At 65.5% G+C, this 13550-nt stretch carries 12 protein-coding genes; 6 read left to right on the top strand and 6 right to left on the bottom strand.

The window, feature by feature from the left end; translation table 11 throughout:
* Positions 1 to 70 precede the first annotated feature (70 nt).
* Positions 71 to 2056: a S8 family serine peptidase gene (locus AC6I9V_RS12940; protein ID WP_497899720.1), complete on the top strand. Its 1986-nt coding sequence runs from the start codon at positions 71 to 73 to the stop codon at positions 2054 to 2056.
* A 245-nt stretch (positions 2057 to 2301) separates the two neighbouring features.
* Positions 2302 to 3975, top strand: a complete 1674-nt coding sequence (locus tag AC6I9V_RS12935) for a phosphodiester glycosidase family protein (RefSeq protein ID WP_497899719.1) — start codon at positions 2302 to 2304, stop codon at positions 3973 to 3975.
* Between the two features lie 146 nt (positions 3976 to 4121).
* Here AC6I9V_RS12935 and AC6I9V_RS12930 read toward each other — a convergent pair whose 3' ends face one another.
* Positions 4122 to 4301: a hypothetical protein gene (locus tag AC6I9V_RS12930; RefSeq protein ID WP_497899718.1), complete on the bottom strand. Its 180-nt coding sequence runs from the start codon at positions 4299 to 4301 to the stop codon at positions 4122 to 4124.
* A 509-nt stretch (positions 4302 to 4810) separates the two neighbouring features.
* Between AC6I9V_RS12930 and AC6I9V_RS12925 the strand changes: the two genes are divergently transcribed.
* From AC6I9V_RS12925 to AC6I9V_RS12910, 4 genes are all read left to right on the top strand, one after another.
* Positions 4811 to 5155 (top strand): hypothetical protein, encoded by a 345-nt coding sequence (locus AC6I9V_RS12925; RefSeq protein WP_497899717.1) that lies wholly within the window; start codon positions 4811 to 4813, stop codon positions 5153 to 5155.
* Between the two features lie 217 nt (positions 5156 to 5372).
* Positions 5373 to 6128 (top strand): hypothetical protein, encoded by a 756-nt coding sequence (locus AC6I9V_RS12920; RefSeq protein ID WP_497899716.1) that lies wholly within the window; start codon positions 5373 to 5375, stop codon positions 6126 to 6128.
* A 33-nt stretch (positions 6129 to 6161) separates the two neighbouring features.
* Positions 6162 to 6884 carry a class F sortase gene (locus AC6I9V_RS12915; RefSeq protein WP_497899715.1) on the top strand — a complete coding sequence of 241 codons (723 nt, stop codon included), beginning with the start codon at positions 6162 to 6164 and terminating at the stop codon, positions 6882 to 6884.
* Positions 6885 to 7125: 241 nt separating this feature from the next.
* Positions 7126 to 7413 carry a cupredoxin domain-containing protein gene (locus tag AC6I9V_RS12910; RefSeq protein WP_497899714.1) on the top strand — a complete coding sequence of 96 codons (288 nt, stop codon included), beginning with the start codon at positions 7126 to 7128 and terminating at the stop codon, positions 7411 to 7413.
* Positions 7414 to 7616: 203 nt separating this feature from the next.
* On the opposite strand, the gene AC6I9V_RS12905 is transcribed toward AC6I9V_RS12910, so the two are convergent.
* From AC6I9V_RS12905 to AC6I9V_RS12885, 5 genes are all read right to left on the bottom strand, one after another.
* Positions 7617 to 8297: a haloacid dehalogenase type II gene (locus tag AC6I9V_RS12905; RefSeq protein ID WP_497899713.1), complete on the bottom strand. Its 681-nt coding sequence runs from the start codon at positions 8295 to 8297 to the stop codon at positions 7617 to 7619.
* 227 nt (positions 8298 to 8524) lie between these two features.
* Complete coding sequence (locus AC6I9V_RS12900) at positions 8525 to 9022, bottom strand: nuclear transport factor 2 family protein (RefSeq protein WP_497899712.1); 498 nt, start codon at positions 9020 to 9022, stop codon at positions 8525 to 8527.
* Positions 9023 to 9352: 330 nt separating this feature from the next.
* On the bottom strand, positions 9353 to 10954 hold the full coding sequence (locus AC6I9V_RS12895) for an ABC transporter transmembrane domain-containing protein (protein ID WP_497899711.1): 1602 nt from the start codon (positions 10952 to 10954) through the stop codon (positions 9353 to 9355).
* Entirely contained in the window at positions 10951 to 12060 is a 1110-nt protein-coding gene (locus tag AC6I9V_RS12890) for a P-loop NTPase family protein (RefSeq protein ID WP_497899710.1), read from the bottom strand. Before AC6I9V_RS12890 ends, AC6I9V_RS12895 begins: the two co-directional genes overlap by 4 nt.
* Before the next feature lie 636 nt (positions 12061 to 12696).
* Positions 12697 to 12894, bottom strand: a complete 198-nt coding sequence (locus tag AC6I9V_RS12885) for a hypothetical protein (RefSeq protein WP_497899709.1) — start codon at positions 12892 to 12894, stop codon at positions 12697 to 12699.
* Positions 12895 to 13550: the final 656 nt, after the last annotated feature.

Below are 13550 nucleotides of genomic sequence, written 5' to 3'. Positions count from 1 at the left end.
CGGCCGAAACAGCCTGCGGAGCCACGCGAGATTTGCGCACCGCAGGACGGCTCGGTCACTAGGAGGCCACATGTCTTTTTCGAAGCACTTCCGGGGATCCCTCGGCGCGGTTCTGTCAGCCGCGGCCGCGGTCATGCTGGCGGCGCCGCCTGCCCTTGCGTTCCCCGCCACCGCGGCCGCTGTTCCGCCGTCGTCCCCACCAGCGAGCGGCAGCAGGCCGTCCGCCATTTCCCTAACGGGGGACGCCGGCCGGTATCTGGTCAGTTTCTCCATGGGCGCCGACGTAGACCACGAGGCCGGCTCCCTTCGGTCGCAGGGTGTGCGTGTAGGCAGGACATTCTCCGCAGCGTTACGGGGAGCGGCGATCACCGCCACCAAAGCACAGGCAGCCGCCTTGGCTCATTCACCACGGATTTCCCTGATCGAGCCGGATTCGCCCATTACGGTTTCTGACACCCAGCAGTCCCCACCCTGGGGCCTGGACCGAATCGACCAACGCGCGCTCCCGCTCTCCGGCACGTTCACACCGCCAGCAACGGGAGCAGGCGTCCGTGCCTACGTCATCGATACCGGCGTCCTGGCCGAAAACACGGATTTTGGCGGCCGAGTGGACGCGGGCTGGACTGCCATCGCTGACGGCAAGGGCAGCAGCGACTGCAACGGCCACGGCACCCACGTGGCTGGAATCATCGCCGGTAAGACCTACGGGGTTGCGAAATCTGCGACCGTGGTTCCGGTCCGGGCGATCGGCTGCGATGGTTCGGGATACCAATCCGACGTCATCGCAGGGCTTGATTGGATAGCGTCCCAGCATGCCGCCGGCACGCCCGCCGTGGCCAACCTCAGCATTGGGGGGCCCGCAAGCGCGACGCTGGACGACGCGATCCGGGGGATCATAAACGACGGCGTCACAGCCGTGGTCGCTGCCGGAAACTCCACCGTGGACGCCTGCACGTCCTCCCCGGCACGGGTCCCCGAGGCGTTGACCGTCGCCGCCAGCGATTCCTCCGACCGGCAGGCGTCGTTCTCGAACTTTGGGCCCTGCGTTGACCTGTACGCGCCGGGGGTTGGCATCCAGTCCGACTGGGATACCTCCAACACGTCGGTGGCCACCCTGAGTGGGACCTCCATGGCATCTCCGCACGTTGCGGGTGCTGCTGCGCTTGTGTTGTCCAGGAACCCGAAGTGGACGCCGGCGGCAGTAACAGCGGAGTTGGCCTCCGCGGCCACCCCGGGTGTCATCTCGAATGCGTCAGCGGGCACCCCCAACCGCTTGCTCTTCACGGGACCGGCTCCGTCCCCGGTTGCAAGGGATTTCACCAGTGACGGCAACGCAGACCTGCTGGCACAGGACGGCAACGGAACGCTGTGGACTTACCCCGGCCAGGGCAACGGCCTGTTCGGCTCGCGCATCAACGTCGGCCCCGGCTGGAACGTCATGACCGCCATCAGCGCAGCCGGAGACCTCACCGGCGACGGCAAACCCGACCTCGTCGCCCGCGACACCAACGGAACGCTGTGGACTTACCCCGGCCAGGGCAACGGCCTGTTCGGCTCGCGCATCAACGTCGGCCCCGGCTGGAACGTCATGACCGCCATCAGCGCAGCCGGAGACCTCACCGGCGACGGCAAACCCGACCTCGTCGCCCGCGATACCGACGGCACGCTGTGGACCTACCCCGGCATGGGCAACGGCCTGTTCGGCTCGCGCATCAACGTCGGCCCCGGCTGGAACGTCATGACCGCCATCAGCGCAGCCGGAGACCTCACCGGCGACGGCAAACCCGACCTCGTCGCCCGCGACACCGACGGCACCTTGTGGACATACCCCGGCCAGGGCAACGGCCTGTTCGGCTCGCGCATCAACGTCGGCCCGGGCTGGAACGTCATGACCGCCATCAGCGCAGCCGGAGACCTCACCGGCGACGGCAAACCCGACCTCGTCGCCCGCGATACCGACGGCACCCTGTGGACCTACCCCGGCCTGGGCAACGGCCTGTTCGGCTCGCGCATCAACGTCGGCCCGGGCTGGAACGTCATGACCGCCATCAGCTGACGTCCTGTCCTGCGCTGTTGGAGTTGTTGTGCGTGTGGGGTCAATAGTCCGCAAGCCGTCGACCGATTCAACCGATACATCGGCAGCGACCCGGCCCCTCCATTAGCCGGGGCACACCGCGGTCTCTCGGGCCTGGATCGGCCGCCCCCGCGCGTCAGTAAACGGAGCGTGAAGGTATGGCCAACAGGAACCGCTGGGACGATCTTTGGCCAAAGCCGGCGTCCCCGGCTCTATACGGTGGACGCATGAAATCTTCCCTCACGCACCGCAGTGCACTGACCGGCGGGCTGATCCTCGCCGTCTGTTCAGCACTCCTCAGTCCTGTTGGCTCGGCCCAGGCCGACGACGGGCAGACGAGCAACGCCGGATCCGATCAGGGCGCACGCCTCGATCTGGGGGCTGCCGATCTGCCGGAAAAACGAACTGTGAGCACTTTGGCTCCGGGCGTCACTTTAACCAAGATCAGCCGCGGCGAAGCAGACGCCTCCCTCTTCTGGACGGCCGAGGTGGCCATTCCCTCCGATTCGCCGGATCCGGACGCACCGGCCTCGGCCCTCACCAGCCAGGCCACTGCCCAGCGGACCGCGGACAAGCTCATAGCTGCGGGCGTGGACGCCCGCGTGGAGCACGTTCAGTCCCCGCAGCTCTCTGATGCCGGAGGCGACCTGGGTTTCCGGGTCCGCGCCGGCCACCTCACCACAAAGGCCGACGGGGCCTCCGTCGTCTCGAAGATCAAGGAGGCCGGGTTCGCCGCCTCCGTGATCTACACAGGCTGGGACGGGGACACAGACACCAGTGCGAAAACCCGCGGGCCTTGGAACCTCGAAGTAATCACCATCGACCCCAAGACTTACGAAGGCCAGCTTGCCGCCTCCTTCGGGCCGGACCTGGAAAAGCGCGAGACAACCAGCCAGCTGGCTGCCGACGCGCACGCCATCGCCGGGGTCAATGCCGGATTCTTCGTCTTCGACCCGAAGGCCGGAGCAGAAGGCGATCCGGCCGGCGTCGGAGTCTACGGAGGGAAGACGCTCAGCGAACCCGTTGCAGACCGCCCCGCCCTGGTCGTTGACGGGAAAAAGAACACCACCAGCATCGAGCGACTGACCTGGGCCGGGTCATTGTCTTCCGCTTCCGGCGAGATGCCCCTGGACGGAATCGACCGCGTCCCGGGCCTGATTCGGAACTGCGGTGGAGCGAACGATCTGCCGACACCTCTCGCGCTGCACGACGTCACCTGCACGAACCCCAACGAGGTCGTCACGTTCACCCCGGAATTCGGGCCCTCTACGCCCGCGGGCCCCGGGCTCGAGGTCGCCGTGGACAGCCATGACACCGTTACGGCCGTGTCCGAGACCCGCGGCGAAGCCGTGCCTGCCGGCGGGCACACGGTCCAGGCCACCGGAGACGATGTCGCGAAACTCCGGGCGCTTGCCCCGGTCGGCGCCAAGCTCAAAATTAGCACGGGGCTCCTCGGCCAAGGAGGCAAGGCCTTGCACACGGACAAGGCAACGAGCATTGTCAACGGCGGCCCGCTCCTCGTCAAAGACGGCCAGGAAGACGTCACCGTCAAGAAAGACGGCATGATCCACCCCAACGACGGGAACAGCTTCTACTACGGGTGGGTCCACAAACGGAACCCCCGGACCTTCGCGGGTACCGATGCGCAGGGCAAAACCATGCTGGTCACCGCCGACGGACGGTCGACCAACGCACTGGGCCTGAGCCTTAAAGAAGAAGCCGACGTCGCCAGGTCCCTGGGCATGGTCCAGGCCATAAACCTTGACGGCGGCGGATCCACGACAGCAGTTGCCGGCGGAACGGTCCTGAACAATCCGTCCGGCGGCGCGGAACGGCCCGTGGGGGACGCGCTCTTGGTGCTCCCCAACCGCAAAGATAACCAGCAAGACGCAACGAAATAGAGCCACACCATGCAATGGTGAACGACTGCAGGATTCACTTCCCTGAATTCAGCGCACAGCCTGGCGGCTGCGTGGTGGAGATTACGGAACGGCAGCGCGGCCAGGCGGCAGAAGCGGCCGTCCGGATGTTTTCAGGGCCGAGCTCATCATTCTTCGCCAGTGTCCAAGGCCTCGAGGTGTTTGGCCATCGCCTCACAGGCCAGATTCCACCGTGCTGCGAGGGCCTGGCGGCTTAAGGGCTCGAACACGCTATTGAGCACCTTCTCAAGTGCATCGTACGCGGCGTCCCGTACCCGTTCCTGCGCCGCCGGGCTGTAATAGTTCATGCCGGTGATTCGAGACAGGGTCCTGCAAGGATGGCGCCGTACCAGGTAAGGGAGTGAACGCTTGTCCCATGGACAGTTGATGGACCTAAATCCGCTGGAGACTCCCCGGCGGATTGGCCACGGCGATTAGAGGAACGACGTCCCCTGCGCCGGTCCGCGGACGGTCTGGCCCCGAATAACTGCCGAGAGATGCGTTAACCTCAACTCTGGAAGGTGTGGTTATGGGAACCATGATCCGCGTGTTAAGGCGCAGCAGACGGCCGAGGGCGGTGTTGGCGGTGTCCGCGACTTTGTCAATGCTGGTGCTGGCCGGATGCGCGGCCGGCACTTCAGTTCCTCCGGTCGTGACGACTGCCGCGGCGCCCACGGGGAACCGATCCGGGCCCCCCTCCTCCCCTGCCGAAGTTTCGGCTGCCGCCGATGGATCGCCGTCAGCGGAGGCGAAGATGGTGTGCGGGGATGAGACCCGGACCAATATCTCCCGGATACTGTCGTTGCCCGATGCGCCCGTGACCACCGATTCGTGGGCAGGGAAGCTCTACACGTGTACCTACGCCCTGCCCGCCGGCCCGCTGGTGCTTTCGGTTAAGGAAACCGCCGATCCCGTCGCCGCACGCGCACACTTTGACAGTTTGAAGCAGGGCCTGTCCCCCGCCCGACCCATCGAGGGGATGGCAAATTTGGGCTTACCGGCTTTTGAGACCATGGCTGGTTCCGTGGCTTTCGTCAAAGACAGCTTCGTCCTGACCGTGGACGCGACGGCCTTGCCGGCAACCCTCGGCCCGCACAACGTCTCACGCAATGCCTTTGCTTATGAGACAGCGACCGCAATTCTGGCTTGCTGGTCGGAATAACCGCCTGTTAGGTCGGGACCCGTCCCGGCGACGCGAGTGCGGACCGCGAACGCTCCAGAGCCGAGCCAATTGGGCAGGCGCTTGACCGTCCACCTCCGGACGCCCGAAAAGAGTCTTTTCAAAGAACCAATCCGTGACGTGGAGCACAACGAACAGTAAGTGTCACCATGGGCGTGCCCATCAGGGGAACGGCCCGTAGTCATCGGAGGAAACAGCCATGAAGAAGTCCGCTTTCCTGATCGCCCCGGCCCTGGCCTTGGGCGCACTCGCTCTCTCCACCAGCCCGGCCCTCGCGGCAGACGCCACGACCTACCAGGCAAATCTTGCCGCAATCAACGGCAGCAACGCCTCTGGCACGGTGATGGTCACCGTCAACGGCAACCAGGCCACCGTCACCGAAAAAGTCTCCGGACTCGCCGCCACCTTTAGTGGCAAGCCATACCCACATGTCCAGCACATCCATATCGGCGCCAAAGGCACCTGCCCGGACATGTCCGCCGACACTAACAAGGACGGCGTGATCAGCACCACCGAGGGCGGCCCCTCCTACGGTGCGATCGGTGCGACCCTGTCCACCAGCGGCGACACCAGCCCGGCTGCCGGCACCGACCTGGCCGTGGCGGGAATGGGTTCCAGCTACACGTACTCACGGACCTTCGCCCTGGATGCGAAGACAGCTGACTCCCTCAAGGCCGGCACCGCCGTCGTCGTCGTCCACGGGCTGGACCCGGCCACGCTGTCCGCCGCGGCCCAGAAGGAGCCCAGCGACCTTGTCCCCTCCCTGCCCCTGGCCGCCACCTCCCCGGCTCTGTGCGGGACACTGACCGCAATGCCGGCCGGTGCCCCGGGAACCGGCATCACCACCCCGGCACCGTCCGGCCCGAACCTGGGTCTGCTGGCCGCCGGCGGCGGTCTCGTCCTTGCAGCCGGCGGAGCCTACGCCGCCCGCCGCAAGATGAACACCACCGCCTAAGAGGCGCAGGAACGAAAAAGACGCAGGAACCTGATGCGACTTAACACCAGCAGCCGCCGCGGACGCATCATCGCGTCCGCGGCGGCCGCCGTGCTGCTCGCCGGCGGCATCGCCACCATAGGGCTCGGCCTCCACGCCGAACCCCCGCCATCCGGCGCCTCAGACCCTGCGTCCGTCGGAGCCCCCACAGCCCCGGCAGCCGGCCCGCCGGCGTCCCCGGATGCCACGGTGGTGAGACCGCCAACGGAACCTCCGGCGGCACCACAGCCGCGAGCGCCGGACGCGGCGCTGCCCGCGTCCATACCGGTGAGCGTTCAGGTTCCTTCCATCGGGGTCAGCTCTCCGCTGCTCCAACTGGGCAAACAGGCCAACGGTGAAGTCGACACCCCACCCGGAGAACCCGGCTCCCCCGCAGGCTGGTACAAGGACTCCCCCTCCCCCGGCCAGAACGGCTCCGCCATCATCCTCGGCCACGTGAACTCCACGAAGAACCCGATCGGAGTGTTCTACCGACTTCACGACCTCACCCCTGGCCAGCCCATCACGGTCACCCGAACAGACCACACCGCCGCGGTGTTCACCGTCGACAAAGTCGAGGTTTACCACAAGGCAGACTTCCCGACCGTGGAGGTCTACCAGAACGCCGACCGGCCCGAGATCCGTCTGATCACCTGCGGCGGCTACGACCCTGCCACAGGCCAATACCTGGACAACACCGTCGTTTACGCCCACCTCACGTCCACACACCCCGCCTAGGCCGCCGCCTGCCCGTCCCGGTCCCAGTCCCGGCAGGGCCGCCCAATTCCACGGAGGAAACCCCATGAGAGCAAACCGCCGCAGCCTCACACTCCGATTCGCATTACTTGCGGGAGGCACCCTACTGGCCGTCAGCGCCTGCGGGGCCACCGTCACCGGCGCTGGATCGTCCCCGGCCGCAACCTCTCAGGCGGCATCAACCGCGTCCGACGGGGCGCCGGCGCCGGGCGTGGATGCGGGTATGACCGCATCATCCATGGGTACCGGATCCGCCGGGGCCACGACCGCAGCCACGATCCACATCAAATCTTTCGCCTACTCCGGCCCAGACAGCGTTCCTGCCGGGTCAACTGTGACAGTGATGAACATGGACACCGAGGCGCACACCCTGACCGCCGACGACGGCTCGTTTGAGGCAGTCGTCAAAGCCGGCACGAGCGTCACTTTCACCGCCCCCTCAAAACCAGGCGTCTTCGCCTACCACTGCACCTTCCACTCCAACATGCACGGGACACTGACCGTCAAATGACCGGAACGGGGTGTCTCCGAGCCACCTTTGATCCCGGGACGACCCATACCCGCAAGTCGATCCTGCTTCGGCACGCCTGACATGCGGATTCAAGCGGTCATTGCAACGGCCTCGGCCCCTCCCACCCCCAGCCGGGGGTTGACCGATCAAAGCAGCAGGCGCCAGCCGGCCCGGGACGGATGCTTTCCGGTGGACGTTCCCCGTCACTGAAGTGCCCCCAGGGCCGCGGGAAGTTCCGTCAGTGATGTGACGGTCAAGTCTGGAGCCTCAAAGTAGCCCGGATAGCTGCTCCCGATCCTGTTCAGCCACGCTGTGCGCAGCCCGGCACCGGCGGCCCCGTGGATGTCCCACGGATGCACCGCCACCAGAAGCATGCTGGCCGCGGCCGTGCCGGAAGCGGCGGCGGCATATTCGTAGGAGGCCCGGGAGGGCTTCCACGCGGGCGCATCCTCGACCGAAAGCAGCGACTCAAACTCCTCCCGGATCCCGGCGTCGCTGAACAGCTTTTCGGCGATCCGGGCGGAACCGTTGCTGAGCGTTATCAGGCGGAACCCTGCAGCCCCGAGGGATCTAATGCCCTCTGGGACATCCGGATGTACCCCAAGGCCGTTCATGCCGCCCATCACATGGTCGACCGCCTCAGCGAGAGTGCGGTTGAGCTCAACCCCAGTCAGGAGTCCCTGAAGCACGTCGGCCCCGATGGCCGAGAATGATCCGTTCTCCCCGCTGGCCGCCAGTGCGAAGCCGTCACGCAACAACGTCGCGAACCAGAGTTTAGCCAGCTCAACCGGCGCCCCAACCTCGCTGAAGCGTTCCCCCATGGGCGACATATCCGAGAGGGTTTCGTTCACATCAAAGACAATGACTGAGATGGGGGCGGTCATGTGGTTCTCCTTGTGGTCGCGTGCGGTTCATCACTGCAAGTCTGTCGCCTTCTGGAGAAACACGAAACCACCGGCGGCGGCAGACCGATTTCCCGGAAGGCTGCCTTCCTCGAAGAGTTTGAGGCATACAGGAATTACCTGGCGCGTACCTGTTCGGGCTTTACCTCCCCTCAGAAGTCGCTGCGACGTGGCCCCTGAGCGCACCTTGCGGCCCGACGCTCGCTGTGTCATTCGCTCACAGTGTCCGCGTGCCGGTGGGCGACCCTCCACTCGCCACCCTCACGCCGGTACACCTGGGTCGCGCGCAGAGTGTACGTACGTGGCTTACCGTCGACCGAGACGGAGGAATGTTCCAAACCAGCCGTGAAGGCCATATCTCCCACTACATCGAAAACCACAAGCTCGAACTCGTAGGATGTGCACTCGGAGAAGCTTGCTTCAAGAAAATCGAGCACATCCTCAACTTCATGCTGCCCGTTCGCATTTCGCCATGCTCCCAAAATGCTGACCGGCTCGTTCCGGGACCATATTGCGCGGCGCGGGCCCGCATCGCCATTGTGAAGTGCTAGCTCTGCCTGATACAGCGTCGTCTTCACCCACGTGAGGAAGTCATCTCGGGCAGTCATTCCGTCAGCGTACTCGGCCGCCGCAACCACATCAATGATGCGTTTTGACTCCTGGGAAATTGAATCCGGCGGCAACTCCACCTCGGCGGAGAGCAGCAAAAGCGCTAAGCCGCCAGGGCGGCTATCGCAATGAGTCTGGGAGGTCAGGCACAGACGTGGATGCGGACCTCAATCACGTTAGGTCGTGGAATAACTTCTGCTTCCCCCAGAACGGGACGTTGCGCAGCGAACCTCGACACTCCGGATTCGTCTCGGAACACGAGCCGGGACGAGCCGGCCACGTTTGCATGGTCCCGGCCCGCGTTCCGGCCCTCGAACTCCCAAAACCCGGTGAAGTCCGAATGCCCGCTAGAAGTACTGCCCCGGCAGGTCAGTGAGGCGGCTGATAGGCGGGTGGCCTCCGAGAGCGGTGTGGGGCCTGGCGAGGCCTCAGCTTATTGGCCGCGGTTCGTGGTGCCGTCCTGGCCAGATTCGGTGGGGGTGCGGCAGCAGGGAGGGATCGTCCGTGGCCGCGAGAACAATTCCGGGATAGTCGGTGAGAATGTCCCGGAGGGCGGTCATGCCGTTCGCGTCCAGGTCGGCGTCGACATGGTTAAGCAACAGCAGGGGCGGGTTACCAAGGGTTGCGCGTGCAAGGTGCACCTTCGCCCGTTCCGGCGTGCTGAGCGGTTCGCCGCCGCGTCGGAGCATGGTCAGCGCGCCCTTGGGCAGCCGGGCTATCGTCTCGCCCAGTCCGGCCCGATCGATGACCGTCTCGAACTGGGCATCGTCCGCGTCCGGACAGCGGTAGCGGACTGCACGGCGGAGCTGGCCCCGTTCGAGCGCCAAGCCCCGGGCAGCGTACCCAAGGCACTGGCGGCGCTCGGCGGGACTCATCGCGAACACGTTCTTGCCATTGAGAATGACGCGGGCGGCGGGGTGGGCTCCTAGAAGGGCATGAAATATCTCCTCCACGTAAGTGTGGTCGGCTGCGTGAAGGAGGATGGTTTCTCCCGGGCCGGCGGCGAGCTCGGGCACCGGGGTTCCACCGATGTCCAGGCCGGCGACGACGAGGCCGATCGAGTTGGCGGAGACGGCACCCTCGGTGTTGCCCGCGACACGGCGGCCGAGCGCGGGAGCGATGCTCCCGCAGGCGGCCCGGTAGCTCTGCCGGTACTCGACGATGCGCCCCAAATCGTGGACGGGGCCGGCGATCATGCTCACCACCGTCAGGGCCGCGGCGACGAGTCCCGCGTCCATCCCGGTGAAGGCGCCGGTGGCGGCCACCGCCACGGCGGTGGCTGAAGCCGCGCCGATCGCGCTACCCCGCAGAGAACCCGCGAGGGTGGCCCGCTCGATGGCCGCGGCCGCGACCTCCCGGCCCAGCCTGTCGACCCGGCCGAGTTCGCGTTCCTCCCCACCGGCGGACCTGACGGCTGTAGCGGCATTGACCGTGTCCGTGATCTGCCCTGCCAGGCGTCCGCGCGCCTTTCGGAGCGCCCGCGCCCTGTCGAACGTGGGCCGGGAGATGAGGGCCAGGAGTGCGACCCCGCCGAGCAGCGGCCCAATGACGGCCAGGGCCAGGGGAGGTGCCATAAGCCAGAGGGCTGCGGTGAGTGCGAGGATCAAAGGCACCCCGGAGACTGCTCCAGCGATGCCGTGGGTGACCCAGTTCCGGACGCTGTTGAGGTCGTTGCTCGTCCTGGCGATAGTGATCCCCAGGGAAGGGCTGCGTCCAGGGGCCAGAGCACCGCGGATGAGTTCCTTGCGTATCTCGTGAACGTAGTCCTGCCCGAGCCGCTCGGCCAGGCGCCGCTCAAGCACCCGCAGCCCGGAAGTCCCGACAACTAGACTCAGCAGCCCTCCTACCAGAAGGATTCCGCCGGTCTGGTCATGTTCATGGGAAAGCAGGGAGACCAGCCGCGCTGTTCCGGCCGACAGGAGCGCGACGGTCGCGCTGATGCCCACCAGGGCGGCGAGGAGGCCGCGGCGCCCGGCAACGACAAACCTCGGGAGGGCCTGTTCTCCGGTCTGCGCTTGCCGGCCATTCACCGGGGCGACGGGGCGAGGAACCGCATGGCGGTCTCGGCCCGGGCTAGCTCGTAGGTGCCCAGCACAGGCACGTCGAGCTCGGCGGCGGCCTCCGAGGCGGCCAGCGGAGATACGGTAAGCATGCCGGACACCGCGGCCGGGGAATGGCCGGCGGATCGAAGCAGGGCCACCCCGGCGGAGGCCCCCAGCGCGTCAGCGGCGGCGAACAGGACGCTGTCCACCAGGGTGTGCAGGACCTCGGTGTTCAGCAGGTGCCGGGTTTCGCCCTGGTAGACACCGTCCGCGATCTCGACCACTATCACCTCCGGGTCCGACTCGGCCAGGGCGTTCACCATGCTCATCGCGAGGCTGCCCAGTTCAGCCGTCTCAAGCCGAAAGGTGGTGGGATAGCCGTAGTCGGTAAAATCCAGGACCTTCACCGCCCCCGCGTCGTGGAAGAGGCGGGGGTCCCCTCCGGCCCCCGTGCCGGTGATCTTCCCGGCAGCCACACGCAGCCCGGCACTGGTCAGGCCCCGGATCAGGCACGCCGCTGCGGTGGACTTGCCCGAGTTCATCGAAGTACCGAGCACGGCGACGACGTGGGGCCGGACGCGGCGAGACGCATCCGGATCGAGGGAGCAGGGCGCGAACTGCTTGAGATTCAACCGGCCACGGCTGTCGGCGAGCAGCCCGACCGGGGCCAGCTGCGTCGGGCTCCCCACGGCCCCGTGCCTCATCGTGACCTTCCCTGCCAGACCGCCCGCGGCTATGAGGTGGCAAGGCGCGAGATCGCCCGGAACCTCAGCCAGGACCTGGTCCGGAGCATACCGGTTGGCATAGGCCACAAGTACCTCGTCTCCGACGAAGAGCGTCTGCCGTCGCGATGCGGGGCTCTCCAACCGCGGGAGCTGGCCAATACGCTCCACCCGGGCCAACACGATGTCCCCGGCAGCTGGGATAAGGTCGGGGCCCGTAAGCAGCCGGAATCCAGACGAATCAACCTCCAGCGCATCCGCCAGGAAGCGTGTCGTGTAGGCCTTCTTGGCGGCCACCAGCCGCTGCTCGACACTGTTCTTCTCAGCCCTTTCCTGCGAGTCGGCAGCGGGGATGATCGTAGGAATGCTCACAGCAGGGCCTTTCCAAGTCCTAGTAAATATGGGGTGCGTCCCGGATCAGAGATCAGGGGAAAGCGGATCGTCCTATGACCGGCTTCCAAGGGGAAGCGTATTTCGACAGCGCTCAACAAGGCCTAAAACCGAGCCAATCCTGCGCAAGTATTCGCACCAAACTGGGATTACCCCACAGCAGCAGAGGAAAAGTCTCATGCACGCCTACACGTTCAGACCCGCAAGCGTCTCGACGACTGACGTGGCCAGTCCGGAAAGCTCGGCGGGACGGTGCCCGAGCAGGCGGCACGCGGAAATAATGTCCTAGTGACCAAACCAGGCAAGCGGCTGCATTCGATCAAGCTCAAGCTCAGCGCCTTGCAGCGATATGTATTAGGCAAGAACAGGTCCCCCTGGCCAAGGAGCTCGACTTGTCGTCACCACACGCCCAATGTGCGACTTCAGCGACGAGCATGCTACGGAAGCGCCAAATATTGAAGGAACGAAACCATCGCAAATGGGCCTCGGACCACACTGGCCGCCGGGTTAGGCTGCAAGGGGAATGACGACTTTTATTTCGCGTTGGGGATCCGGTACGAACCTTCTGATAAAAGCGGATAGTCGAAGTGGCTCGCTGACCTTTGAAAGCTCTGGAGCCTAGTGGAGGAAGGTGGCGTGCGTGGCACCGAAAATGACGGCGTCGATGAGCGCAGCAGAAGCCAGTGGCGTAATCCATCCGGGCTTTGGCTCGCCCTTGACCCGGAAACGCAGAACACCGAAGGAGAGGACCACTGCTGAGGTCAGGAGGACGAGATAGAGCGCCCACAGCAGGGGACTCCCGGACGAGACAGTCATGGTGCCATAAACGACAGCCCCCGCCATGAAGATAAAGACTTGAATGACACCCGGAATTACCCTGGGGAGATCCATATTGTTGTGCCGCGCGGTCATAGTGTCAGGTCCTTGAGCTGGAGGCGCTTCGGGGGTCGGTGCCGAAAGGAATGCCGACCACCGGTTCCGCCGGCCAAATTAGCCAGGACAGTCCCAAATGACGACCGCGCTCCAATATAGCTTCGTTCGGAATATGGTCCATGTCTAGATGAGGCGGGAGTTAATGGTGGCAGCTGGCTCCGTCATCCCTTTCACTTGCTGTGGGATCATCGGAAGCGGCATACGGCTCCGGCCGGGCAGAACAGAACCGTGAACCAGGCAAGGGCGGATCGGAGAAGACGAGTCATCGGACGTGCGCTGGCGGAAGATTGGTGACCTGCCACCGATGGACCAGCGCTTCGTGGACATGATCCATGTCGCAAGCACGGGCACACCGGGCGTGCTAATGGGTACGGAACGCCGACGACTGAACTAACCGACCGGCTCCGGTCCCTTCCCGGACGCTGTAGATGAGGTTCTCCGGCATGGACAAACGATGCGTCGCACGGTTCTGGCCTCGAACACTGCCAGTCATTCCTTGGACTGCAAGATTCTGGCAGCGTCCTTGCGACCAGGCAACC

The sequence above is a fragment of the Arthrobacter sp. SlRoot2-15 genome (assembly GCF_059739345.1).
The sequence above is the reverse complement of the archived record's forward strand: the minus strand, read 5'-3'. Positions and strand labels throughout refer to the sequence as shown.